17 protein-coding genes are annotated in these 24907 nt (G+C 65.5%); 9 read left to right on the plus strand and 8 right to left on the minus strand.

Features of this window, described 5'->3' with window-relative positions:
- Nucleotides 1-65: 65 nt before the first annotated feature.
- Nucleotides 66-851, minus strand: a complete 786-nt coding sequence (locus IEW85_RS07205) for a ParA family protein (RefSeq protein WP_188684148.1) — start codon at nt 849-851, stop codon at nt 66-68.
- An 88-nt stretch (nt 852-939) separates the two neighbouring features.
- Entirely contained in the window at nt 940-1269 is a 330-nt protein-coding gene (locus IEW85_RS07210) for a putative quinol monooxygenase (RefSeq protein WP_188684150.1), read from the minus strand.
- Between the two features lie 203 nt (nt 1270-1472).
- Between IEW85_RS07210 and IEW85_RS07215 the strand changes: the two genes are divergently transcribed.
- The 3 genes from IEW85_RS07215 (at nt 1473) to IEW85_RS07225 (ending at nt 7101) form a co-directional block, all read left to right on the plus strand.
- Complete coding sequence (locus tag IEW85_RS07215; RefSeq protein WP_188684152.1) at nt 1473-4916, plus strand: pyruvate carboxylase; 3444 nt, start codon at nt 1473-1475, stop codon at nt 4914-4916.
- A gap of 4 nt (nt 4917-4920) precedes the next feature.
- Nucleotides 4921-6414, plus strand: coding sequence for a mycothione reductase (locus IEW85_RS07220; protein WP_188684154.1), 1494 nt, complete (start codon nt 4921-4923; stop codon nt 6412-6414).
- 84 nt (nt 6415-6498) lie between these two features.
- The gene (locus IEW85_RS07225; protein ID WP_188684156.1) at nt 6499-7101 is read left to right on the plus strand and encodes a mycothiol-dependent nitroreductase Rv2466c family protein; all 603 of its coding nucleotides are present in this window, start codon (nt 6499-6501) and stop codon (nt 7099-7101) included.
- 408 nt (nt 7102-7509) lie between these two features.
- Here IEW85_RS07225 and IEW85_RS07230 read toward each other — a convergent pair whose 3' ends face one another.
- On the minus strand, nt 7510-8274 hold the full coding sequence (locus tag IEW85_RS07230) for an SDR family oxidoreductase (RefSeq protein ID WP_188684157.1): 765 nt from the start codon (nt 8272-8274) through the stop codon (nt 7510-7512).
- 130 nt (nt 8275-8404) lie between these two features.
- On the opposite strand from IEW85_RS07230, the gene valS reads away from it, so the two are divergent.
- Nucleotides 8405-11023: a valine--tRNA ligase gene (gene valS, locus IEW85_RS07235; protein WP_188684158.1), complete on the plus strand. Its 2619-nt coding sequence runs from the start codon at nt 8405-8407 to the stop codon at nt 11021-11023.
- 80 nt (nt 11024-11103) lie between these two features.
- On the opposite strand, the gene IEW85_RS07240 is transcribed toward valS, so the two are convergent.
- Nucleotides 11104-11811: an MgtC/SapB family protein gene (locus IEW85_RS07240; RefSeq protein ID WP_188684159.1), complete on the minus strand. Its 708-nt coding sequence runs from the start codon at nt 11809-11811 to the stop codon at nt 11104-11106.
- Between the two features lie 285 nt (nt 11812-12096).
- Here IEW85_RS07240 and ileS point away from each other — a divergent pair, with 285 nt between their 5' ends.
- Genes ileS through ndk form a run of 4 tightly spaced genes read left to right on the plus strand, consistent with a single transcriptional unit; the run spans nt 12097 to nt 17831 of the window.
- Nucleotides 12097-15444, plus strand: a complete 3348-nt coding sequence (ileS, locus tag IEW85_RS07245) for an isoleucine--tRNA ligase (protein ID WP_188684160.1) — start codon at nt 12097-12099, stop codon at nt 15442-15444.
- Nucleotides 15441-16982, plus strand: a complete 1542-nt coding sequence (locus IEW85_RS07250; protein ID WP_188684161.1) for a bifunctional folylpolyglutamate synthase/dihydrofolate synthase — start codon at nt 15441-15443, stop codon at nt 16980-16982. Before ileS ends, IEW85_RS07250 begins: the two co-directional genes overlap by 4 nt.
- The gene (locus IEW85_RS07255) at nt 16969-17418 is read left to right on the plus strand and encodes a DUF4233 domain-containing protein (protein ID WP_188684162.1); all 450 of its coding nucleotides are present in this window, start codon (nt 16969-16971) and stop codon (nt 17416-17418) included. The genes IEW85_RS07250 and IEW85_RS07255 overlap by 14 nt, the downstream gene beginning before the upstream one ends.
- Nucleotides 17418-17831 (plus strand): nucleoside-diphosphate kinase, encoded by a 414-nt coding sequence (gene ndk / locus IEW85_RS07260; protein ID WP_188684163.1) that lies wholly within the window; start codon nt 17418-17420, stop codon nt 17829-17831. The genes IEW85_RS07255 and ndk overlap by 1 nt, the downstream gene beginning before the upstream one ends.
- An 87-nt stretch (nt 17832-17918) precedes the next feature.
- Here the strand turns inward: ndk and IEW85_RS07265 are convergent, their stop codons facing one another.
- From IEW85_RS07265 to IEW85_RS07275, 3 genes are read right to left on the minus strand one after another with little or no spacing between them, the layout of a single operon-like run.
- Nucleotides 17919-18944 (minus strand): ABC transporter ATP-binding protein, encoded by a 1026-nt coding sequence (locus IEW85_RS07265; protein WP_229658878.1) that lies wholly within the window; start codon nt 18942-18944, stop codon nt 17919-17921.
- Nucleotides 18941-19894: an ABC transporter permease gene (locus IEW85_RS07270; RefSeq protein ID WP_229658879.1), complete on the minus strand. Its 954-nt coding sequence runs from the start codon at nt 19892-19894 to the stop codon at nt 18941-18943. Before IEW85_RS07270 ends, IEW85_RS07265 begins: the two co-directional genes overlap by 4 nt.
- A 58-nt stretch (nt 19895-19952) precedes the next feature.
- Entirely contained in the window at nt 19953-21227 is a 1275-nt protein-coding gene (locus IEW85_RS07275) for a nucleotide sugar dehydrogenase (RefSeq protein WP_188684165.1), read from the minus strand.
- A 273-nt stretch (nt 21228-21500) separates the two neighbouring features.
- Here IEW85_RS07275 and IEW85_RS07280 point away from each other — a divergent pair, with 273 nt between their 5' ends.
- Nucleotides 21501-22562, plus strand: a complete 1062-nt coding sequence (locus IEW85_RS07280; protein WP_188684167.1) for a hypothetical protein — start codon at nt 21501-21503, stop codon at nt 22560-22562.
- Nucleotides 22563-23139: 577 nt separating this feature from the next.
- Here IEW85_RS07280 and IEW85_RS07285 read toward each other — a convergent pair.
- Entirely contained in the window at nt 23140-24906 is a 1767-nt protein-coding gene (locus tag IEW85_RS07285; RefSeq protein WP_188684169.1) for a hypothetical protein, read from the minus strand.
- Nucleotide 24907: the final 1 nt, after the last annotated feature.

A 24907-nucleotide genomic window follows, 5' to 3' on the forward strand; every position in this document is an offset into this window, starting at 1 on the left:
CGGGTGTAACCGCCGAGCATGAAAAAAGCGCCCCGAGGGGCGCTTTTTTCATGCGCTCCTGCTGCTCAGACCAGCTGGCGCAGCAGCTGGTCGAAAGACTTAGCCAGGTCGCGGGCCTGATCTCCGGGCCAGTGGTGGACCGGGTAGGCCGCACCCTGGATCTGTTGCCAGTAGGCGTTCTCCTCCAGGACCGGGAGCATCAGCTTGTCCTTGTACAGCCGCTCCATCTCCAGGAGGCGGTACTCGTGCTCGGCCGAATCGGCGCGTGCGCGGTTGACCACCACGCCGGCCTGGGTCAGCTGCGGGGCGTACTCGTTGGAGAACATCCGTATGGCGCGCATAGTGCGCTCGGTGCCGGCCACGGAGAACAGGCTGGGCTCAGCCACCAGCAGCACCTGGGTCGAGGCCGCCCAGGCGATCCGGGTCAGTCCGGCCAGCGACGGCGGACAGTCCACCAGGACCAGGTCATAACCGGTGACACCTTCCAGGAGGGTGCGCAGCCGCCGCATATCGCGCGGCCGGATGTCCGGACGGTCGAAGGTCGCCGAGAGCGCAGAGCCGGGAACCACGTCGAGCACGGCCTCGGCCCGCTCCTCCTCCGGGAGGAAATCCACCCAGCCGGAGCGCACCGTGTGTTCGGTGACCTGCGCCTTCTTCGCATCGCGCAGCAGCTGACCGGCCTCGGTGCCGGCGCCGCGGGAGACGGCGAGGCCCGTGGTGGAATCAGCATGCGGGTCGAGGTCGATGACAAGAGTCCTGACTCCGCGCTGGAGGGCGGCTGACGCCAGGCCCATGGTGACCGAGGTCTTCCCGACCCCGCCTTTCAAGCTGGACACGCTCATGATCTGCACCCCTCCATCATAGGGATAGAAGAGGCCCCCGTGGTGATCACCACGGGGGCCTGATCAGATCGGCGCGGCCGATCGTGCTCAGCGCAGGTCAGGAGACCTTCATCTCGCCCATCTCATCCCAGTCATCGCCCTCGATCTGGCGGGAGATGATCTTGGGGGTGGAGACCAGGGCGTTGAACATCGGGCCCTCCTCGCTGGTGGCCTTCTTGAAGTGGTCGGAGTTCACGTGCGGCTCGGCGCCGTCGTCCTCGAATGCCTCCAGCAGGACGTACTCGTTGGGGTCCTCCAAGCTGCGGGACCACTCGAAGAACTTGTTCTTGGGCTCATTGCGGGTGGCCTCGGTGAACTCGCGGGTGATCTCGGGCCACTGGTCGGCCAGCTCCGGCTTCACCTGGAACTTCACGGCGATGAGAATCATGGTCGCTCCTTGCTGCAGAGGTGGGGTTCTCTTCTGCGCTCAACGGTAATCACTGTCCCGTCTTCCCGCATCCTGACCCTCCGTGCGGTTCGCCACTGTCATGTGGCGTCGCACACACCATAGGGACTCTGGGAGGGGTATCGTCATCCCCGGCAGGTCACAATGGCGTGGCCTGCTTCTCCCATCTGGCAGAGAGGAACACGATGTTCTCCAAGATCCTGGTCGCCAATCGCGGCGAGATCGCGATCCGAGCCCTGCGGGCCGGCGTCGAGCTCGGCGCGCGCACTGTGGCGGTCTACCCCCACGAGGACCGCAACTCCTTCCACCGTCAGAAGGCCGACGAGGCCTATCGCATCGGCCAGGAGGGCCACCCCGTCCGGGCCTACCTCGATGTCGAGGAGATCATTCGGGTGGCCGAGGACGCTGAGGTCGACGCCATCTATCCCGGCTACGGCTTCCTCTCGGAGAACCCGCAGCTGGCCCGTGCCGCTGAAGAAGCCGGCATCGCCTTCGTCGGACCGCCGGCCGATGTGCTGGAGTCCACCGGAGACAAGATCCGTGCGCTGCGGGCGGCCAAGAAGGCCGGCATCCCCGTGCTGGAGAGCTCGGATCCCTCCGATGACCCCGAGGAGCTGATCGCCGAGGCCGACCGGATCGGCTTCCCCATCTTCGTCAAAGCAGTGGCCGGCGGCGGAGGCCGCGGCATGCGCCGGGTGGAACACCGTGAGGACCTCCCGGAGGCTCTGCGGGCCGCGATGAACGAGGCACAGACCGCCTTCGGCAACGCCACCGTCTTCCTGGAGCAGGCCGTGGTCCGGCCCCGGCACATCGAGGTACAGGTCCTGGCCGACGGGGAGGGCAACGTGGTCCACCTCTTCGAACGCGACTGCTCCCTGCAGCGCCGCCACCAGAAGGTCGTCGAGATCGCCCCGGCGCCGCAGCTGGACGAGGAGGTCCGGCAGGCGCTCTACCGGGACGCTGTGGCCTTCGCGCAGGCCATGGTCTACCGCAACGCCGGCACCGTGGAGTTCCTGCTGGACACCGCCGGTGAGCGGGCCGGTCAGCATGTCTTCATCGAGATGAACCCGCGCATCCAGGTGGAGCACACCGTCACCGAGGAGATCACCGACATCGACCTGGTCGCCTCCCAGCTGCGGATCGCCGCGGGGGAGACCCTGGAAGACCTGGGCATCCGCCAGGAGGACCTGCAGATCCGCGGCTCAGCCATGCAGTGCCGCATCACCACAGAGGACCCGGCCAACGACTTCCGTCCCGACGTCGGCACCGTCGCGGCCTACCGCTCGGCCGGCGGCTCGGGCATCCGGCTCGACGGCGGCACGGTCTACGCCGGCGCGGAGATCAGTCCACACTTCGACTCCATGCTGGTGAAGCTCACCTGCCGCGGCCGCGACCACCTGACCGCCGTCCGCAGGGCCCGCCGCGCCCTGGCCGAGTTCCGCATCCGCGGAGTGGCCACCAACATCCCCTTCCTCATGAACGTGCTGGATGAGCCGGAGTTCCTGGCCGGGGATGTGGCCACCGACTTCATCGACCGCCACCCGGAGCTGACCCAGGTCAACCGCTCACAGAACCGCGGCTCCAAGGCCCTGCAGTACCTGGCCCACATCACCGTGAACCAGCCGCATGGGCCGCGGATCGAGGGCATCGACCCGCGCGATAAGCTGCCGCGGTTCCCCGGAGACAAATACGAGGAGCCCGACCGCAGCCCCTTCGACGGGCCCTCCAAGCACCCCAAGCCGGAGGGATGGCGTCAGGTCCTCCAATCGGAGGGGCCCGAGGGCTTCGCCCGTCGGTTGCGTGAGCAGCAGGCGCTGGCGGTCACCGACACCACCTTCCGCGACGCCCACCAGTCGCTGCTGGCCACCCGCGTCCGCACCCGTGACCTGTTGGCCGCCGCGCCCGCCGTCGCGCATGTGACCCCGGGGCTGCTCTCCGTGGAGGCCTGGGGCGGGGCCACCTACGACGTCGCCCTGCGCTTCCTCTCCGAGGACCCGTGGCAGCGTCTGGCCCTGCTGCGCTCTGAGCTGCCCAACATCCCCATCCAGATGCTGCTGCGCGGGCGCAACACTGTGGGCTACACCCCCTACCCGCTGGAGGTCACCGATGCCTTCGTGGCCGAGGCGGCCGCCACCGGTGTGGACATCTTCCGGATCTTCGACGCGCTCAACGACGTGGACCAGATCATCCCCGCCATCGAGGCGGTCCGGAAGACCGGCACCGCCGTGGCCGAGGCCGCGCTGTGCTACACCGGCGACCTCTCCGACCCGCAGGAGAGCCTCTACACCCTGGACTACTACCTGGACCTCGCTCAGCGGATGGTCGAGGCCGGCGCCCACATCCTGGCCATCAAGGACATGGCCGGGCTGCTGCGCCCGAGTGCGGCCAAGACCCTGGTCACCGCTCTGCGCGAGCGCTTCGAGGTGCCGGTGCACCTGCACACCCACGACACCGCCGGAGGGCAGCTGGCCACGCTGCTGGCCGCAGCCGAGGCAGGGGTCGACGCCGTCGACGTCGCCACCGCCTCCATGGCCTCCACCACCTCCCAGCCCCCGGCCTCGGCGCTGGTGGCCGCGCTGGAGCATACTGAGCGGGACACCGGCCTGGGCCTGGACGCCGTGGCCTCCATGGAGCCCTACTGGGAGGCCGTGCGCGCCATCTACCGGCCCTTCGAATCCGGCCTGCCCAGCCCCACCGGCCGGGTCTACCGCCACGAGATCCCCGGCGGCCAGCTCTCCAACCTGCGGCAGCAGGCCATGGCACTGGGACTGGGGGAGCGGTTCGAGGACATCGAAGAGATGTACCACGCCGCCGACACCATGCTCGGACGCCTGGTCAAGGTGACCCCCTCCTCCAAAGTGGTGGGCGACCTCGCCCTGCAGCTGGTGGGCATGGGCGTGGACCCCGCCGAGTTCGAGCAGAACCCGCAGTCCTTCGACCTGCCCGATTCGGTCATCCAGTTCCTGGCCGGACAGCTGGGAGACCCGCCCGGCGGATGGCCCGAGCCCTTCCGCAGCCGCGCACTGGAGGGCCGGACGGTCAAACCGCTGGACGAGACGCTCATCCCGGAGGACGCCGCCGCGCTCGCAGAACCCGGTGCCCTGCGCCGGGCCACGCTCAACAGGCTGCTCTTCCCCGGACCCACCCGGGACTACGAGACCGATAAGGAGCGCTACGGAGACATCATCGTCCTGCACACCCGCGACTTCCTCTACGGGATGACCACCGGGGAGGAACACGTCATCTCCCTGGGCACCGGAGTGCGGCTGCTGGTCACCCTGCAGACCATCTCCGAACCCGATGAGAAGGGGATGCGGGCGGTCATCTGCACGCTCAACGGACAGCAGCGCCAGGTCATGGTCCGCGACGAGAGCGTGGAGGCCGCCGTGCGCTCGGCCGAGAAGGCGGACCCCTCCCGCCAGGGCCAGGTGGCGGCACCCTTCGCCGGGGCCGTCACCCTCACCGTGGAAGAGGGAGACACTGTGGAGGCCGGGCAGAACATCGCCACCATCGAGGCCATGAAGATGGAGGCCGGCATCACCACTCCGGTGGGCGGAACGGTCAGCCGCGCCGTCATCGACGGGGTGCAGCAGGTCGACGGCGGAGACCTCCTCGTGGTGATTGAATAGGGGCATGTCCACACCAGTCACCGCAGACCTTGGAATCATCGGCTCCGGCTCCGGCAACTCCCTGATCACTCCCTACTGGGAGGACAAGCAGGTCGTGCTCGCCGATAAGGGCATCGGCTCCACCGGCGCCTTCGGCGGAACCTGTCTGAACGTCGGATGCATCCCCACCAAGATGTTCGTCCGCCCCTCAGCGTTGGCCCGCGGGCCTGAGGAGGCGGCCCGGGTCGATGTGGACCTGAAGGTCGAGTCGGTGGACTGGCCTGGCATGCGGGACCGGATCTTCTCCCGGGTTGACGCCATCTCAGAGGGTGGCCGCAACTACCGGGACGTGGAGCTGGAGAATGTGGAGCTCATCTCCCAGAAGGTGACCCTGGCTCCCGACCTGCTCAGCCGGCGTCGGGCGTCAGGACGTTTCGCCTTCACCGCGGAGGACGGGACCTCTGCGGAGACCGAGCAGCTGGTCATCGCCGCCGGATCCCGGCCGGTGAAGCCCCAGGTGCCCGGCATCGACCTGCCCCAGGTGCACACCTCGGACTCGATCATGCGGATCGACGAGCTGCCCCATCGGGTGCTGATCCTGGGCGGCGGCTATATCGCCTGCGAGTTCGCCGGAATCTTCTCCGGACTGGGCAGCGAGGTCATCCAGGCCAACCGCAGCGTGGGCCTGATGTCCGTGCTGGATGAGGACATCCAGAAGGCCTACTCCGTTGAGGCGGAGAAGAACTGGACCGTGCTCTACCAGCGGACCCTGGGCGCGGTCGTCGAACGCCAGGACGGGGGAGTGGCCGGCAACCCCGGCGTGACCGCCCAGCTGGTCACCTCCGACGGCCGTGAGGAGGACTACGACGTCGACCTGGTCCTGGTAGCCATCGGCAGGCGCCCCAACACGGACCTGGTGGGCGCCGAGGAGGCCGGCCTGGACCTGGAGACCGACGGACGCCTGGCCGTGGACGAGCACCAGCGCGTGCTGGCCGGTGGCAAGCCGGTGGAGGGCCTCTACGCACTGGGCGACATCTCCTCGGAGACCCAGCTGAAGCATGTGGCCAACCACGAGGCCCGGGTGGTCGCCCACAACCTGGAGAATCCGCAGCGGCTGCGCACCTCCCGGCATGTGGCCATCCCCTCGGCGATCTTCTCCTACCCGGAGATGGCCCAGGTGGGACTCACCGAGGCGCAGGCCGCTGAGCAGGTCGGCTCCGAGAACCTCACCACCACGGTGCAGAACTATGGTGACACCGCCTACGGCTGGGCCATGGAGGACAGCTATGGGATCTTCAAGATCATCGCCGACCGCCGCAACGGCACCATCCTGGGCGCCCACGCCATGGGCTACCAGTCCTCCAACCTGATCCAGCCCATCGTCCAGGCGATGAGCTTCGGTCAGGACGCCCACACTGTGGCCCGCGGCCAGTTCTGGATCCACCCGGCACTGATGGAGGTCGTGGAGAATGCGCTGCTCGGCCTGGAGGTCCCCATTCCGGAGGACGCCCCGCTGTAGGACCGCCGAGAGACCCGCAAGGAATGTCCGTCGCGGGTGGGCAGTTGCGCTGACTGGAAACCATTCCCCGAAAGGAGCCCCGCAATGGCTGAGCGCGTAGATTTCTGGTTCGACCCCCTGTGCCCCTTCGCCTGGGTCACCTCCCGCTGGATCCTCGAAGTGGAGAAGATCCGCGACATTGAGGTGCACTGGAACGTGATGAGCCTGGGCGTGCTCAACGAGCATAAGAATCCCTCGCCGGAGGAGGACTCGGAGCAGCGCTCGCGGTGGATTCCGTCCCGGGCGGCCACCGCCGTGAAGCTCAAGTACGGCGAGGAGAAGGTCGGGGAGTTCTACACCGCCGTGGGCACTGAGATCCACAACAACGGCAATAAGGAGTTCGAGTCCGCCACGCTCAATGCGCTGCGCGAACTGGGCCCGGACGAGGAGCTCATCTACGAGGCCAAGTCGGACACCAACGACGCCGCCATGCGCGCCTCCCACGAGGAGGGCATCTCCCTGGTGGGCCAGGACGTGGGAACCCCCGTGGTCGCCTTCCGCGGCACGGCGTTCTTCGGCCCGGTCATCACCCGCATCCCCACCGGCGAGGAGGCGGGCCAGATCTTCGACGGCGCCGTCGCCCTGGCCAGCTACCCGTACTTCTTCGAGCTCAAGCGCTCCCGCACCGAGTTCCCCCAGTTCGACTGATCTGGTGCGCGAAGGGCCCGATGGCATCCCCTCCTTAGCTCACGGAGCGCGCCACGCTGCCGCGTGTCGCGAAACCCTCCGTTCGCACAAGGAATCCTGGGATGACCTCGGGCCCTTCGCTCTGCCTAGGGACTGGTGCGCCCGGCGTCGGGCGTTGCAGAAGAGGCACCTTCCACACTTTTCGGTGTCTCTCAGGCCGATATGCCGCCACGGGGCGACGATTTCTGCTGAATGCACTACCCCCTCGACAGCTGACACGGGCTGACAAGCAGAGAGCGGCCGCCGACTCTCAAGGATTCCTTGTATGAGCGAAGGGTTTCGCAACGCGCGCCAGCGCGGTGCGCTTCGCTCATGAAGGAAGGAGAGTCCGCGGCCGTTCTCGGGAGCCGTTGTGACCTGAGCCAGGGATCAGCCTTTACGGATCACTTTGTGCTGCGCCGCCTGCGCCACCGGGCGCACGACGATCTGGTCCAGGTTGATGTGGTGCGGCAGGCTCACCGAGTGGGCGATGACCTCCGCGACGTCCTCTGCGCTCAGGGGCTTCTCGACGCCGGAGTAGACGGCGTCGGCGGCGGCAGCGTCGCCGCGCAGCCGCTTGGCGGTGAACTCTTCGGTGTGGACCATGCCGGGCAGGACCTCGATGACTCGGAGGTTGTTCTCAGCCTCTTCGAGGCGCAGGGCGCCGGTCATGCCGTGCTCGCCGAACTTGGCGGCGTTGTAGCCGGCGCCGCCTTCGTAGGCCACGATGCCTGCGGTGGAGGTCAGGTTGAGGATGGTCCCCTCGCCGTGTTCGCGGAGCATAGGCAGGAAGGTCTGGGTGACGTTGAGGGTGCCCAGGACGTTGACCTCATACATCCAGCGCCAGTCGTCGATGTTGCCCTCACCGATGGTCTCCACGCCGAGTGCGCCGCCGGCGTTGTTGACCAGAGTGTCGATCCCGCCGGCCTCGGCGACCTGCTCGTAGGCCTTCCGGACGGCGTCGCGGTCGGTGATGTCGCAGACGATCGGGATGATGCCCTCCTGCTCGGCGAGGTGCTCGAGCTTCTCGGCGCGTCGGGCTACGGCGAAGACCTGCCAGCCGTCGGTGCTGAGCCGGTGTGCGGTGGCGGCGCCGATGCCGGAGGAGGCGCCGGTGACCAGGGCGGATCGTGAAGAGTTCTGGCTGTGGAGCATGTTTCCAACACTAGTGGCCGGTGCTCGAGGTCACCATAGGTGGCCGCAATCTGAGACGGCCGCTGCGGCGTCGGGGCTGTCGCAGGGGTGCTGGCATGCGGGGGCGTCCAAGCATGGAACAATGGGCCGCATGGCTGAAGAGATCGCGGGCACAGACACGCCCATCAAGACCCCTGACGTTCCTGAGAAGCCGGCCCTGGAGGGCCTGGAGGACAAGCTCAACGCCGCCTGGCGCGAAGAGCAGGTCTACCACTTCGACGAGGACACCGATCGTTCGCAGGTCTACTCGATCGACACCCCGCCGCCCACTGCCTCCGGCTCGCTGCATGTCGGACATATGTTCTCCTACACGCAGACCGATGTGATGGCCCGCTATAAGCGGATGAGCGGCTGCAACGTCTTCTACCCGCTGGGCTGGGACGACAACGGTCTGCCCACCGAGCGCCGCGTGCAGAACTACTACGGGGTGCGCTGCGATCCCTCCAAGCCCTACATCGAGGACTACACTCCGCCGGAGAAGCCGGCGAAGAACCAGCGCGACTGGGACGTCATCTCCCGCCGGAACTTCATCGAGCTGTGCGAGGCGCTGACGGTGGAGGACGAGAAGGTCTTCGAGGACCTCTTCACCCGTCTGGGCCTCTCGGTGGACTGGCGCCAGACCTACCGGACCATCGACGACGCATCCCGCGCGGCCTCCCAGAAGGCCTTCATCCGGGACGTGCAGTCCGGCAACGCCTACACAGCCCAGGCCCCCACCCTGTGGGACATCACCTTCCGCACTGCGGTGGCCCAGGCCGAGCTGGAGGCCAAGGAGCGTCCCGGCGCCTACCACCGCTACCCGTTCACCACCGCTGAGGGCGAGAAGGTCTTCATCGAGACCACCCGTCCAGAGCTGCTGCCCTCCTGTGTGGCACTGGTGGCCCACCCGGAGGACGAGCGCTACAAGCCGCTGTTCGGCAAGACGGTCACCTCGCCGCTGTTCGGCGTCGAGGTGGAGGTCAAGGCGCATCAGCTGGCGGATCCGGAGAAGGGCTCCGGCATCGCGATGATCTGTACCTTCGGTGACATGACCGACGTGACCTGGTGGCGTGAGCTGCAGCTGCCCACCCGCGCGCTCATCGGCCGCGACGGCCGCTTCTCCCGCGAGACCCCGGAGTGGATCACCACGGAGCAGGGCCGCGCGAACTACGAGCAGCTGGCGGGCAAGACCGTCCACTCGGCCAAGGAGGCTGTGGTGGAGATGCTCAAGGCCGAGGATCTGCTGGACGGCGAGCCCAAGTCGATCACCCACGCGGTGCACTTCTACGAGAAGGGCGATAAGCCGCTCGAGGTCGTCACCTCGCGTCAGTGGTACATCCGCAACGGCGGGCGCGACGCCGACCGGCGTGAGCAGATGTTGGCCCGCGGCCGTGAGATCACCTGGCACCCCGGCTTCATGCGGTCCCGCTACGAGAACTGGGTGGAGGGCCTCAACGGCGACTGGCTGATCTCCCGCCAGCGCTTCTTCGGTGTGCCGATCCCGGTCTGGTACCCGCTGGACGAGTCCGGCGAGCTCGACTACGAGAACCCGATCCTGCCGAGCGAGGAGCAGCTGCCGGTGGACCCGGCCTCTGAGGCTCCGGCCGGCTATGAGGAGTCGCAGCGCGATGCGGCCGGCGGCTTCACCGGTGAGGCCGATGTGCTGGACACCTGGGCGACTTCGGCGATCACCCCGCATATCGCGGGCCGCTGGGAGCGGGAGAACGACTTCTTCGAGAAGGTCTTCCCCTATGACCTGCGCCCTCAGGGTCATGACATCATCCGAACCTGGCTCTTCGCCTCGGCGGTGCGGGCCAACAGCCTCAACGGCTCGGTGCCGTGGACCAATACGGCCATCTCCGGCTGGATCCTGGACCCGGACCGCAAGAAGATGTCCAAGTCCAAGGGCAATGTGGTGGTCCCCAACGATGTGCTGGACAAGTTCGGCACCGACGCCGTGCGCTACTGGGCCGCTTCGGCCAAGCTGGGTGCGGACACCGCCTATGAGGAGGGGCAGTTCAAGATCGGCCGCCGCCTGGCCATCAAGCTGCTCAACGCCTCGAAGTTCGCCTTCGGCATGGGCGTGACCGAGGAGCACATCGTCACCGATGAGGCCGGCGCCGGAGTCGTGACCCAGCCGCTGGACCGTGCTCTGCTGGCGCGGCTGAAGGCGCTGGTCGAGCAGGTCACCGCTCGCTTCGAGGACTATGACTACGCCCGTGCGCTGTCGATGACCGAAAGCTTCTTCTGGCAGTTCACCGATGACTACGTGGAGCTGGTCAAGGACCGTGCCTACGGCGGTCAGGGTGAGGAGGCTCAGGCCTCCGTCCGTGCGGCGATGGCCACCACTCTGGACACGCTGCTGCGGCTCTTCGCCCCTGTGCTGCCCTTCGCCACCGATGAGATCTGGCGCTGGTGGCGCAGCGGCTCGGTGCACGCCGCCGACTGGCCCACTGCGGCCGGATTCGAGACTGCGGCAGGGGAGTCCGAGACTCTGGAGGCTGTGGCCGAGGCCCTGGCGGCCGTCCGTCGGGCCAAGTCCGAGGCTGAGGTGAAGCAGCGCCACGCGATCACCTCCGCCACGCTGACCCTGCCCCAGGCGCAGGTCACCCATGTGGAGTCCGCGTTGGAGGATCTGAAGGCGGCCACCAAGGCTGAGGCGCTCACGCTCAGCGCCGGGGGAGAGGCTCCCGAGCTGTCCCAGGCCGAGTACGCCGCCCCGGAGGCCTGAGCCTCACCTCGCGCTCACCCACGCGGAGGGCAGGGCAGGGGACCGGCGGGGACAGGTGAGCGAGGCGCCTCAGAGGTGCCTCAGTCGTGCATCTCTTCCACGGCGCGGACTTCGATCACCCCGTCGAGCTCGCTGAGCTGTCGGATGAGGTCGCCGTCGGGACTGCGCTGGGGCCGGGTGAAGCGCATGCTGGCCTCCACGGCAAAGCCCTCATCGGTCTCCTTGCGCTTGGTGTGTGAGAGAGCGGCCTCGTAGCCCTGCTCGGAGGCGGTGCCGAGGATGTCGCGCAGCACACCGCGGCCGTCCACATAGCGCACCGAATACAGCGTGCTGCGGCCATGCCGGGGGAGCCGTCGGGTCAGGTTCGAGACCAGTGTGACCGCCAGCAGATAGAGCACCACGGTCAGCGCTGCGATCAGCGGCATCCCGGCTCCGCAGGCCATACCCACGGAGGCGGTCACCCAGATGGAGGCCGCAGTGGTCAGCCCGGAGACGATGTTCTGGCGCACAAAGATCACGCCCGCGCCGATGAAGCCGATCCCGGAGACGATCTGTGCCGCGATGCGCGAGGGGTCCAGGATCACATCGTCGCCCAGCAGGTGCGCGAAGCCGTAGGCGGAGACCAGTGTGAACAATGCGGTGCCCAGTCCGACCAGGATGTGGGTCCGCGCGCCGGCCGACTTCTGCCGCACCTCACGCTCCACTCCGATGATCGCGGAGAGGACGAAGGCGCAGACCAGCAGGACAGCTTCGGTGGCAAAGGTCTCTGGCAGCAGGTCGATCTCCATGCCTCCCGAGATTACGCGTGATAGGGCCTGGGCGATACACTTTTGTGGAGCAGCATCGACCCGGCCATCACCGGTGAGCTTCCGGAAGAACAGGCCCAGCGGCGGCGAGAGCACAGACTCCCCGACGCCGGCCCCAGTAGACCCGGACGGGTAAGCCCGTCACAGCAGTCATGGAGAGGTCCGAGGCCCGCTGATCAGCGGTGCAGCGGACAAGCAAGGTGGTACCGCGCTGATCGGCGTCCTTGCGAGAAGACCGGACCGTCGAACACAGCAGGATGGACCTCCATGACCGAGAACTCCTCGCCCACCTATCCGCGCACTCCCGCAGCCGGGGACGCCTCAGCCCAGCCTGAGCAGCGCCGCATCCCCGCATCCCCGCGCTTCCCGGAGATCGAAGAGCGTATTCTGCAGTACTGGGCGCAGGACGGAACCTTCCAGGCCTCCATCGACAACCGTCCGGCCGATGCGGGCAGCCGCGAGCGGGAGTTCGTCTTCTACGACGGCCCACCCTTCGCCAACGGCCTGCCGCACTATGGCCACCTGCTCACCGGCTATGTGAAGGACCTGGTGGCCCGCTACCAGACCCAGCGCGGCAAGCGTGTGGAGCGCCGCTTCGGCTGGGACACCCACGGGCTTCCTGCCGAGCTCACCGCCATGAAGGAACTCGGCATGACGGATAAGGCCGAGATCGAGTCGATGGGCATCGACACGTTCAACGACGCCTGCCGCGCCTCAGTGCTGCGGTACACCTCCGAGTGGGAGTCCTATGTCCACCGCCAGGCCCGCTGGGTGGACTTCGGGAACGACTACCGCACGCTCAACGTGGAGTACATGGAGTCGGTCATCTGGGCCTTCAAACAGCTGCACGAGAAGGGCCTGACATACCAGGGCTTCCGCGTGCTGCCCTACTGCTGGAAGGACGAGACCCCGCTGTCCAACCACGAGCTGCGCATGGACGACGAGGTCTACCAGGAGCGCCAGGACCCCTCGGTGACCGTGGCCTTTCCGATCACCGGGGGCGGACAGCACGGCGACGCCCTCTACGGCGTCAACCTGCTGGCCTGGACCACCACCCCCTGGACCCTGCCCACCAACTTCTCCGTGGCCGTAGGCCCGGAGATCGAGTACGCCGTGGTGGAGGCCCCGGAGGAGGGCCCGCTGCCGGGCAAGCACCTGCTGGCCGCCGAGCTGCTGGGCGCCTACGCCAAGGATCTGGGCTTCACCGACTCCGAGGACGGCACCGACGGTGCCACCACTGCGGCTGAGGCCGCAGCCGCCGCCGTCGTCGCCCGCTACCAGGGCAGCGATCTGGTCAACCTCGAGTACAAGCCGCTGTGGGGCTATTACACCGACGCCGAGACATGGGGCACCGAGCACGCCTTCCGTGTGCTGGTGGAGGACTACGTCACCACCACCGGCGGCACCGGACTGGTCCACCAGGCCAGTGCCTACGGTGAGGAGGATCAGCGCTCCTCCGAGGAGGCCGGCATCCCGGTGATCCTCTCGGTGGATGAGGGCGCACGCTTCCTGGACATGTTCGCCGAGAACACCCCCGACGGCGACGCACCCCTGGCCGAGATCGCCGGGGTCCAGGTCTTCGAGGCCAACCGCGCCATCATCAACCGGCTCAAGGCTGACGGCCGGCTGGTCCGCGAGCAGTCCTATGTGCACTCCTACCCGCACTGCTGGCGCTGCCGCACTCCGTTGATCTACAAGGCGGTCACCTCCTGGTACGTGGCGGTCACTCAGTTCAAGGACCGCATGCTCGAGCTCAACGAGCAGATCAACTGGATCCCGGAGAACGTCAAGCACGGCCAGTTCGGCAAGTGGCTGGAGAACGCCCGCGACTGGTCCATCTCCCGCAACCGCTACTGGGGCAGCCCCATCCCGGTGTGGGTCTCCGATGACCCGAACTGCCCGCGCACCGAGGTCTACGGTTCCCTGGAGGAGATGAAGGAGGCCTTCGGCGACTACCCGCGCAACGCCGAGGGCGAGCCGGATCTGCACCGTCCGTGGATCGACAGCCTCACTCGGCCGAACCCGGACGACCCCACCGGAAAGTCCACGATGCGCCGCGTGGAGGACGTCCTGGACGTCTGGTTCGACTCCGGCTCCATGCAGTTCGCCCAGGTGCACTACCCGTTCGAGAACGCGGACTGGTTCTCCAGCCACCACCCGGCTGACTTCATCGTGGAGTACATCGGCCAGACCCGCGGTTGGTTCTACACCATGCACATCCTGGCCACTGCGCTCTTCGACCGCCCGGCGTTCACCAACGTGATCAGCCACGGCATCGTGCTGGGCTCGGACGGGCAGAAGATGTCCAAGTCCCTGCAGAACTACCCGGACGTCTCCGAGGTCCTGGACCGCGACGGCTCCGATGCCATGCGCTGGTTCCTGATGAGCTCGCCCATCCTGCGCGGCGGCAACCTCATCGTCACCGAGGAGGGCATCCGGGAGAGCGTCCGCCAGGTGCTGCTGCCCATGTGGAACGCCTGGCACTTCTTCGCCCTCTACGCCAACACTGCGAACGAGGGTGCGGGATACCAGGCCAAGGAGGTCAGCGGCGACGAGGTCGACAACCCGCTGGACCGCTACATCCTGGCCGCCACCGGGGACCTGGTCCGCGAGACCACCCGGGCCCTGGACGCCTATGAGGTCTCCGGAGCCTGCGAGGCGCTGCGCCGCTACTCCGATACGCTGACCAACTGGTACATCCGCCGCTCCCGGGCACGGTTCTACGAGGAGGACTTCGCCGCCTATGACGTCCTCTACACCTGCCTGGAGACCTTCGCCCGAGTGGCCGCCCCGCTGCTGCCGCTGACCGCGGAGGAGATCTGGCAGGGCCTGACCGGTGAGCGGTCGGTCCACCTCTCCGACTGGCCCGAGCCCTCGGACTACCTGCGCGATGACCGCGCCGTGGAGCTCATGGAGCTCACCCGGAAGATCAGCTCCTCGGGCTCCGGTCTGCGCAAGCAGGCCAACCGCCGTGTGCGCCAGCCGCTGGCCAAGATGACGGTGGTGGTCCCCGACGCCGACGCGCTGGCCGGCACCTACCAGCAGATCATCGCCGATGAGCTCAACCTCAAGGAGGTCGAGCTGCGGGACGCCTCGCAGACCGACGCCGAGGCCTGGGGCATCGGCCAGCAGCTGGTGGTCAACGCCCGTGCCGCCGGCCCCCGCCTGGGCAAGGACGTCCAGCACGCCATCAAGGGTGCGAAGTCCGGCGACTGGTCGGTCACCGACGGTGTGGTCACCGCTGGCGGCCTTCAGCTCGCGGAGGGCGAGTACACGCTCTCCACCACCGTCTCCGAGGAGCTGGGCGATCAGGCGGTCACCGTGCTGGAGACCTCTGCAGGTGGCGGCTTCCTGGTCCTGGACACCGAGCTGACCGATGAGCTGATCGCCGAGGGCACTGCCCGGGACATGATCCGCAGCATCCAGCAGGCCCGCAAGGACGCCGATCTGCAGGTCTCTGACCGGATCGCCACCACGGTGAGCGCCCCGGCAGAGACCATCAGCGCACTAGGGGCTCACCGTGAGCTGGTCTCCGCGGAGACCCTGACCGTGGAGCTCACTCTGAACACCGACGACGCCGCAGCCGAGCCTGCAGTGGAAGTGAGGGTCGCATGACCGATTCGGAATCCGTGATCCCGGCCGGCGGTGAGCCGCTGGACAAGTTCTCCGTGGCCAGCGTCTACGCCGAGCTGCTCTCGCGCGCGCCGGAGAATAAGCTCGAGCCGCGTATGGAGCCCATGCGGATGGCTATGGACGTCCTGGGCGATCCCAATCGCTCCTCTCCGGTCATCCACCTGACGGGCACCAACGGCAAGACCTCCACCGCCCGGATGATCGAGGCCGGCCTGCTGGCCCATGATCTGCGCGTGGGCCGCTACACTTCGCCGCATCTGTCCAGGGTCACCGAGCGGATCTGCATCGATGGCCGCCCGGTGGACGATGAGACCTTCGTGCGGATCTGGGATGAGATCCGTCCGCACATCACCCTGGTGGACCACCACCTGGAGGCCCAGGGTGAGGTCCCGCTGACCTACTTCGAATGCGTGACCATCCTGGCCTTCTCGATCTTCGCCGACGCTCCGGTGGACGTCATGGTGGTGGAGGTCGGCCTGGGCGGCATCACCGATGCCACCAATGTGGCCGATGCCGCCGTCTCCGTGGTGACCCCCATCAGCCTGGACCACACTGAGCTGCTGGGTGACACCGAGCACGACATCGCTCTGGAGAAAGCGGGGATCATCAAGGACGACGGTTTCCTCGTCTCGGCCGCCCAGGTTCCCGACGCCGCCGATGTGCTGCTGGAGACCGCCAAGGAGAAGGGCGCTCAGTTCCGTTTCGAGGGAGTGGAGTTCGGCGTGGAGTCCCGTGTGCCCGGCGTCGGGGGCCAGCAGGTGACCATCCAGGGGATCGCCGGACGCTACCCGGACATCCTGCTGCCGCTGCACGGCGCCCATCAGGCGGAGAACTTCGCCGTGGCCATCTCTGCGCTGGAGGCTTTCATCGGCGGCGGCGAGCAGGAGCTGAACATCGAGAACCTGCAGCTGGCCGCGGAGAACATCACCTCCCCGGGCCGCCTGGAGACGCTGCGCACCGGTCCCTCCATCGTGGTGGACGCCGCGCACAACCCGGCCGGCATCGAGGCCAGCGCCCAGGCGCTGAAGGAGAGCTTCGGCCTGGCCCAGCTGGTGCTGGTGGTGGGCATCCTTCAGGAGAAGGACGCCCGGGAGATCCTGACCACCCTCTACCGCGAGTACGACGGCATGGCGGAGGACATCTGCCTGACCCAGTCCACCTCGCCGCGCTCCATCCCCGCTGCGGACCTCGCGGCCCTGGCCATCGACGTCGGGTTCCGCGAGGAGGACATCCACATCACCGAGCGCCTGGACGAGGCCATCGATTGGGCCGTGGGCCGCTCCGATGCCTCGGACACCGGCGACGCCGGGGGAGTGCTGATCACCGGTTCGATCACTGTGGTCGGGGAGGCCCGCACGCTGCTGGGCGCTCCGGAAGCTGAGGAGATCGACACCGGTGCCGCCGCCGAGCCGGGCTCCCGCCCGGACTCCGCGGACATCAGCGATGTGGACCTGGGGCGCTTCGGCATCGCAGACATCCGTCCCGAAGACGGTGAGGAGGACCCCGATGGCACCGCGTGAGTCCCGCCTGGAGCGCAGGCGTCGCGAGTGGCAGCCCGATCAGACGGCACCGCCGCGATCGGTGAAGATCCTCTTCGCCTCCTCGGTGCTGTGCCTTGAGGCGCTGCTGATGTTCTTCTACGGCCTGATGGCCTGGGGCCTCTACCAGAACGAATGGTTCGCCTGGTGGCTCTTCGGCGGCTCGCTGGTGGTCTCCGCGCTGCTGGTCATCAGCTGCGCCTTCCTCGGCCGTCCGTTGGGCTACTGGATGGGCTGGATCCTGCAGTTCGCGATCATCGCCGGAGGCTTCTTCGAGCTGATGATGATCCCGGTGGGTATCGCCTTCCTGCTCTGCTGGTGGTACGCCGTGACCAAGGGTGCGCAGCTGGATCGCGAAAAGATGGAAAGATACAGGATGGAAGAGGCTCTGGCAGCCGAAAGTGAGGAAGAGAACTGATGACTGAACGTACCCTGATCCTGGTCAAGCCCGACGGCGTCGAGCGCGGCCTGACCGGTGAGATCCTGCGCCGTGTGGAGGCCAAGGGCTACCGCATCGCCGAGCTGAAGCAGCTCAACGCCAGCACCGAGCAGCTGGCCGCGCACTACGCCGAGCACGAGGGTAAGCCCTTCTACCAGCCGCTGATGGACTTCATGCTCTCCGGCCCGGTGGTGGCCGCCGTCATCGAGGGCGACCGCGTCATCGAGGGCTTCCGCTCTCTGGCCGGCACCACAGACCCGACGACGGCGGCGCCCGGCACCATCCGCGGCGACCTCGGCCGCGACTGGGGCGAGAAGGTCCAGAAGAACCTGGTCCACGGCTCCGACTCGGTGGAGTCCGCTGAACGGGAGATCGGCATCTGGTTCGCCTGATCAGCCCCACGTTCCATACATAGAGGAGTGCCTCGGTGAGATCGTCTCACCGAGGCACTCCTCTATGTATGGGGCGTCGCGTCCTGATCAGCTCGCGCGCTTGGGGCGTGTGCCCCGGTCGAAGCTGACCGTCACCGGATTCAGTTTGAGCCGGGTGCGGTCGTAGACGATCTGGGCTGAGCGTTTCCGGTCGTTCGATTTGTGGTCGGTGTACTCTTCGTACTGCTCACAGACCCACTCCGGTTCGCCATCGGCCAGCAACCGGCCCTGTTCGATCCAGATCACCCGGTCACACATCTGCTTGATGGTGCCCAGCGAGTGGGAGACCAGGAACACGCAGCCGGCCTGCGCGCGGACCTCGTCCAGGCGTTTCTTGGTGCGCGCACGGAACTGAGCATCACCGGTGTTCAGGGCCTCGTCGATCAGCAGGATGTCTGGGTCCACCGCTGTGGCGATGGCGAACTGGAGGCGGGACTGCATACCTGAGGAATAGCTCTTCAGCGGCATGTCCAAAGAGTTCCTGAGCCCGGAGATCTCCACGATCATCTCGAACTTCTCCTTGACCTGTGCGGGTGAGAGCCCCATCGCCAGACACCCCAGACGGATATTCTCGCGACCAGAGATCTGTTTGACCAGGGCGGCGTTGACGCCCAGCATGATCGGAGTCGAGGTGGCGTAGACCTCTCCTGTGGTCGGACGGATCTTGCCGGTCAGCAGCTTCATCAGGGTGGACTTGCCGGACCCGTTGGTGCCGATGACTCCGACGCTCTCGCCCTGCTTGACCGTGAAGCTGATCTCTTCCAACGCCGGGATCTCTGCCCAGCCGGCGCCGAGGATCTTTTTGACTTGGCGTGCAGTCACGCCCTTCGACCTCAGGTACTCGCTGGAGGACCGTACTCGGTAGATCATGGACACGCCGTCGACTGCCACGGCGATGTCTTGTGAATCGATCCTCTCTACGGCGGGGGCCTGAGCATTCGGTGGATGGCCGATGAGCAGCTGTTCTGCCACCGCATCCTCCTCGACCCCCTGCGCCTGCGATGCCGGGGAGCTCCCCGAGGTGGAGTTCCAGTTGACGCGGCGTGGGACATACCGTCCTGTGGACGTGGTCATTTTTCCCTCCCGTAGGTCTCTTCGCCGTGCCAGAAGATCAGGAATCCGATCACCAGGGACCCCACTGCCCAGCATCCCAGAACGACCCATCGGTAGGGATCGGCGAAGCCGTCGTAGACCCACGCATGGCGGATGATGTCGAGCACGCAGTAGGCCGGGTTGTGGTACATGAGCCACAGCATCCACTCATGCGTGGCAAAGCGCTCGATCGAGAAGATCACAGCGGATCCGTAGAACCAGATCCGGGTGCCGACGCTGATCAGGTGTTTGACGTCTTGGTAGGCATTGACCGCGCGGGCGAGCATCATTCCCAGGCCCGTCATCACCATCAGCGCCAGGGCGATGGCGGGGAAGAACAGCAGCCAATGCCAGGAGAGGCTGACCGGTTCGCGGACCATATCGCCGATCTGATAGTCGCCGAGCGCATAGACCAGAACCGCCATCACTACGAAGACCGGCCCGGCGGCGAGCAGCTCACGCACCGCGGAGGAGATGGGGAGGGCAGCCCGTGGGAAGTTGAAGGATTGGACCACCTTCTGATTTCCCGCGATGGAGTTCGACGCGCTGGTGACTGCGCCTTGGATGAAGCGGAAGGTGAAGACGCCGATGATCAGATAGCCCAGGAAATTGACCACGCCACGGTGGGTCTCCAGAAGATAGCCGAAGATGGTGAAGTACACGGCCGCCTGCAGGATCGGGTTCAGGACCATCCAGAGGCGACCCATGGAATCCATGGAGTTCTGGGAGGAGCTGCGTGACCGGGAGTCGTAGTAGATGAAGTGGCGGAATCGCCAGAGCTCTGCGATGTATTGGAAGAGACCGGGGCGCGCCCCGACACGGACCAGCGGGGTGCCGTCCAGCTGAACAGTGCGCTGCTGTCCCGCAGTGAATGCGGGGGTTTCGCGCTCTGTGGTGGGAGCGGCCATCATCAGTCCTTCCAACGTCATCATGCGCCGAGGCAAGACACACTCCCGGCGCGAAACGTGTGCCAGTCTAACAGTGGGGGCGTCAGAGCCTCGTGACGCCCTCGCCGGTGATGGCGCCTCGTGTGTCGAACACAACTTTGGCTTTGGAAGCGATGTCATCGAAGTCGTAGGACTCGTGGGGCTGAAGCACGACCACGATGTCTGCCTCCGAGATCGCTGCATCGAAGTCCTGCACGCGGGGCAGGCTGCCGCTGTCCAGGTGCCAGGTCTCCACGTAGGGATCGTGGAAGGTGACGTTGGCCTTCTTGTCCTGGAGCGCTTTCGCGACCGGCTGCGCAGGGGACTCGCGCTGGTCTGCGATATTCGGCTTGTAAGTGACACCCAGCAGCAGGATCTTCGCGCCATTGAGAGCTTTGCCCTGTTCGTTGAGCAGGTCGGCCACGCGGCTCGCCACGTAGCTGGGCATAGAGCTGTTGATCTCTTGGGCCAGCTCGACGAAGTGGAAGGGGTACCCCAGGGTCTTCTTGACCTGGTAGCTCAAATAGTTGGGGTCGATCGGGATGCAGTGACCGCCGACGCCGGGGCCGGGGGTGAATTTCTGGAAGCCGAAGGGCTTGGTTGCAGCCCCTCGAATGACTTCCCAGATGTCGATGTCAAGGTCGTGGCAGAAGCGGGCCATCTCATTGACCAGTGCGATGTTCACGTGCCGGTAGGTGTTCTCCAGCAGCTTGGCAGTTTCTGCCTCTTTGGTCCCGGCCACCGGAACCACGGTGTCGATGAAGCGCGAATAGAAGGCGCTTGCGGCGTCAGTGGCGGCGGGGGTCATGCCGCCGACGAGCTTGGGAGTGTTGGTGATGCCGTACTTCTGAGATCCCGGGTCCACGCGTTCAGGAGAGTAGGCAAGCAGGAAGTCGTCACCATGGCTCAACCCTGAAGTCTCGAGGATTGGCAGCACGACGCCGTCGGTGGTGCCCGGGTAGGTGGTGGACTCCAGAACCACCACGGTGTCCCGGGTGAGGTTGTCCGCGATGGTGCGGGCGGATCCCTCGACGGCGCGCAGGTCCGGGCCGCCCTCATCGCTCAGCGGTGTCGGCACGCAGACGATCACGACGTCCACCTGGCCGATGACTGAGGGGTCGGAAGTGGCCTCATAGTCCTGGGAGAGCATGGTTTTCACGTCGTCGTCGGACAGATCGTCGATGTGAGATACCCCGGCGTTGAGCTGATCCACCAGCGGCTGGGTGATGTCGAATCCGTACACTTTCACCCCAGCGGCGCTGGCGGCCTGGGCGAGCGGAAGGCCCACGTACCCTTGGCCGATGATGGCAACGGTCTCGGGCGTGTTCTGGTCAGCCAAGTGTTCTCCCTTTCACGGTCAGACATCCATTCGGATATCAGTGCGCAGAAGCTGAAATACTAGGCGATCCTATCGGAGAAACCTTCAGGCTCCGCACAGCCTCAGAGTGTCGTCCTGTCGTGCCCCGACGCGGGAGGCATAGTTGGACGAGAACAGAGAGGAAGTGAGGTTTTCGCCTGTGGCGCGGATGTGGTTCTCACTTCGCTTGGACCTTCAAGGTCTGTCCGCGTGGGTTCCTGAGCGCACACAGTCTGCCAAGATATCCTGTTGTCCATGGCCAGTTCCGCTAGCGATACGTCTTCGATCCTCGAGCGCTTCATCACCGAATATATTGTCAGCAGGCAGAGCGACTTCAGGGAGACGAAGAGGCCGCAGAGCCATGCGGCGCTGCTCCAAGCGGCGTTGAAGCGTAAGAAGGTCAAGGTTCAGCAAGTCGATGCGAAGCACAGGAATTTCTGCTTCGGCAACGATCTCGTCGGTGGCATGGACCGTATGGTGACAACGCTCGTCAGTGACTTAGCTCGACATGTGGCAGCTGACAAGTGGTTGTCCAAGAAGCATTTCTGGCATCAAGGATTGCCCGTGCCTGACGGTCAGGAGTTCTTGGCCGCCGAATTCTCCGCTGCGGTGAGTCTGCTGGGTTCCTTGCGTGCTCCCGCAGTTCTCAAACCGGTGGCAGCAAGTTCGGGGTATGGCATATCTTTGGGCCTTCAGAATATGGAGGATCTCAGGCGGGCATGGCCGCGGGCCCTCGATGCGCGGCTTACCGGAGAGGGCTCTCGCGAGACGCTGCTCCTTGAGGAATTCAGAGAAGGTCTCGACGTCAGAGTCTTCGTCGTTGGTGAGCAGGCTGTCAGCGTACTGGTGAGAGTCCCCGTCTATGTGGCTGGTGACGGTCGGAGCACTGTGCAGGATCTGCTCTCAGGGCAGGCGCGGCTCCGTTCCGGGCACAAGCACCTTTCCTCGCACACCCCACAGGTCACTCAGGAAGAGCTGGGAGTTCAAGGTCTTACACCGCAGACGGTCCTCGGCCCCGGCGAGATCCGTGTGCTGAGGGAACAGGCGAACATTCGCGAAGGCGGTTTGCCGGTAGATGTGACAGATCAGACTCACCAGGCAGTGAAGGAGCTGGCGGTCGAAGCTCTCTGGGCAATTCCAGGCCTGACGGCTGCGGCTATAGATTTGGTGGTGCCGGACCTGGGAAGTTCAGAAGGAGCAGTGGTCCTTGAAGCTAATGCCGGCGCGAGCATCGTGCCGCATCGGTACCCGGCCTATGGGCAGCCTCGCAGTGTTGCAGAACGTATAGCAGACGAGGTTCTTTTTCAACGGTTCTAATATCACAATCGCGTTTATGGCGCGCGGCTGTGAACGGCGGATCCTAAGAATCGTTGCGCCAGCAGGTGATGAGCTGGTGAGGATGAGGGCTCTCATCTTCTCGGCTGGGATGTTCCAGGTGAGTGTCTCATAGGGCCTGCCGCTGAGCAGGTGAGCTCCGTGCTCGAGGTGTTCCGGTCCGTCGACGGCACGGCCGGTGCGCTTCAGCCGCCTGAACCTGTTTCTGCAGCCTTCCGCGGGCCTGTGCATAGAGATCCTGGTAGATCGTCGCGTGGCGCACACGCATCTCCGAATCATTGGGGATTTCCTTGACTACGGTGGCACCGATCTGATCGGGGGAACACTGTTGCTGCAGCTTCTCCTACACCCATAACCGCAATGGTGTGTCCCCATGGAGTTGCGCGGCCTTAGGCCGGCCCACCGATCCGCCGTCGATGGTGAGACCCCCGGAGGCCCCGGTTGCCTACCTGACACTCGCCCCTCCTCCTACCCCTCAACAGGAGCGGAATGATTTCCAGGACGACTCACATTGGCCCACCTGTGGTAACAATCACTTGCCCCACGACAACGGGGATTTTCATCGCTTCGAGGAGCGGAATCGCCAGTAGCGGTGCTGCAGCCTCCCAAGCTTGGAGTAGCGGAGAGCGGTATAGCGTTCCTGGGAGTTCTTGAGCTGTTCAGCTAGCTCCCTCTTCTCACCGTCAGTTACTTGCTGTGACGATTCTGCGGATTTTCGCAGGCCCTTCTCCTCCAGGAACCGTGCCCGATATTCCTTCTCGAGAGAACTCACCCCTACCTGGTAGGAGGATAGTGGAGCATCATAGACAGGTTCGTCCCAAGTCTCTCCGTTGAGAGGGTAGTTCACGAGGCTCGGTTCCATCCTTCTGATGATCTCGCGGAAGAGTGACAGCTGAACTCGGTCAAGTTCTGGGACGGAGAGCATCAGCCGGATGATGCGGCGTGAGGCGAAGAGCTGGTGAGTATCGAACGTGGTGTCAGACTCGATGATGTGTGCGTGGTTCCAGTAGCCCACACGATGTTCCCAGAGGAACAGGTCGGGCAAACGGTAACCGTTCGGCACCGAGCGCAGAGATGTGGTGTCGATGTAGTCTTGGAAACCCTCTTCCGCAAGTGTCCACAGCGGGGATGAAGGGTGTTTCCGGAGGGCCTTCCCGCGCTTTGTCAGCTGTGCCATGCGACGGGCACTGAGCTCAAGAGGTTCGGAGAAGTGGAGCCGCTTGGCAAAGTGCCACTTCCCGACCCCGTTGATCTGTCCACGTATATGCACGGCATTGTGGTCCAGGTTTTGGTGGTAGGTCCATGAGGTCAGTGCATTGGAGCGCCGAACGCTGGATTCACCCAGTGCTGTCACGTATCCAGCGGGAGGTTTCGGTGCTCTATTGAGGTCGAAGAGCACATGAGGGAGTCCGAGATCTGCTGCCATCTCGGAGGCGAGTTTGTCACGGTGAAGCTCTGCTGCCTGACGTCCGCTTCCTGGGGCCTTGGTGTAGGTGAAGACCTTCACTGCTTCGCCTGCCTTTGAGAAGCTGGCCAACGAGGTGCGGCTGTCGACGCCAGCGCTGGCCGAGATCAGCACTTTGCGCGAGCCCCGCAGCAGTAGGTCGACCTGAGCCTCGAGGTGAGGGATGATCTCGTCGGCGGCTTCAGCGACAGTCAGAGGTTCGAAGGGACGAGGCCCTACGCGGGTGATCGAGCCAGAGTTCAGCTCGATTTCGGTGTTGGGCATCAGCAGCCAGACGTCGCTGAACGCCGTTGTTCGTCCCGGAAAATCGTGGGTCTGGGGGCGGGCCACCCAGTCGTTAAAGGGGCTTGGTGGAGCTCCCACGGCCCGTCCCACGAGGTTCGCATGCGAGGCGATGACCTGAGCGGCTCCGTCATGGAACGCTGCCCGGCAGCCGATCGCATCAGTCTGGACGGTGATGCTGTGATCTGAACGAGAGAAGAGGACGAACTGACCGCTGAAGTCTTCTAGCTCGTCCAGGTAGTCTTCTCGGCCACGGCTGAGTGCGGAGAGCAAGAGCTCGGCGAGTCGAAACGGCTCGGACTCTGCTCTTGCCGTATGTATGGCATTGCCGCAGATGAGCACCTCGTGCTTGCCATCGGCGACTCTGGCCAATGGCACTCGGGGATCCCAATGGAAGTGTCCTTCAGCGAAGTTGATGCAATGCCAGAATGACGGCACGTTGGGTTCCGGCCCCCTGCTGAAGACGTAGCCACGAGCATAGTGTAAGTGGCTGAAGTCTTCACGCTCCGGTACTAGAGAAAAGTCGGCATCGAAGGATTCTCCAGATGTCCCTGGCCTTTGAGATGGAGTTTCTGTCATA

The organism is Nesterenkonia cremea (assembly GCF_014642675.1).
Classification (GTDB): domain Bacteria; phylum Actinomycetota; class Actinomycetes; order Actinomycetales; family Micrococcaceae; genus Nesterenkonia; species Nesterenkonia cremea.

Coding starts and splice junctions, on each gene's coding strand:
- IEW85_RS07240 (WP_188684159.1), bottom strand. CDS start 11,811: ATGGAGATCGACCTGCTGCCAGAGACCTTTGCCACCGAAGCTGTCCTG.
- IEW85_RS07265 (WP_229658878.1), bottom strand. CDS start 18,944: ATGACCACGTCCACAGGACGGTATGTCCCACGCCGCGTCAACTGGAAC.
- ileS (WP_188684160.1), top strand. CDS start 12,097: ATGACCGAGAACTCCTCGCCCACCTATCCGCGCACTCCCGCAGCCGGG.
- IEW85_RS07215 (WP_188684152.1), top strand. CDS start 1,473: ATGTTCTCCAAGATCCTGGTCGCCAATCGCGGCGAGATCGCGATCCGA.
- IEW85_RS07285 (WP_188684169.1), bottom strand. CDS start 24,906: ATGACAGAAACTCCATCTCAAAGGCCAGGGACATCTGGAGAATCCTTC.
- IEW85_RS07230 (WP_188684157.1), bottom strand. CDS start 8,274: ATGCTCCACAGCCAGAACTCTTCACGATCCGCCCTGGTCACCGGCGCC.
- IEW85_RS07255 (WP_188684162.1), top strand. CDS start 16,969: ATGGCACCGCGTGAGTCCCGCCTGGAGCGCAGGCGTCGCGAGTGGCAG.
- ndk (WP_188684163.1), top strand. CDS start 17,418: ATGACTGAACGTACCCTGATCCTGGTCAAGCCCGACGGCGTCGAGCGC.
- IEW85_RS07220 (WP_188684154.1), top strand. CDS start 4,921: ATGTCCACACCAGTCACCGCAGACCTTGGAATCATCGGCTCCGGCTCC.
- IEW85_RS07280 (WP_188684167.1), top strand. CDS start 21,501: ATGGCCAGTTCCGCTAGCGATACGTCTTCGATCCTCGAGCGCTTCATC.
- IEW85_RS07210 (WP_188684150.1), bottom strand. CDS start 1,269: ATGATTCTCATCGCCGTGAAGTTCCAGGTGAAGCCGGAGCTGGCCGAC.
- IEW85_RS07225 (WP_188684156.1), top strand. CDS start 6,499: ATGGCTGAGCGCGTAGATTTCTGGTTCGACCCCCTGTGCCCCTTCGCC.
- IEW85_RS07250 (WP_188684161.1), top strand. CDS start 15,441: ATGACCGATTCGGAATCCGTGATCCCGGCCGGCGGTGAGCCGCTGGAC.
- IEW85_RS07270 (WP_229658879.1), bottom strand. CDS start 19,894: ATGATGACGTTGGAAGGACTGATGATGGCCGCTCCCACCACAGAGCGC.
- valS (WP_188684158.1), top strand. CDS start 8,405: ATGGCTGAAGAGATCGCGGGCACAGACACGCCCATCAAGACCCCTGAC.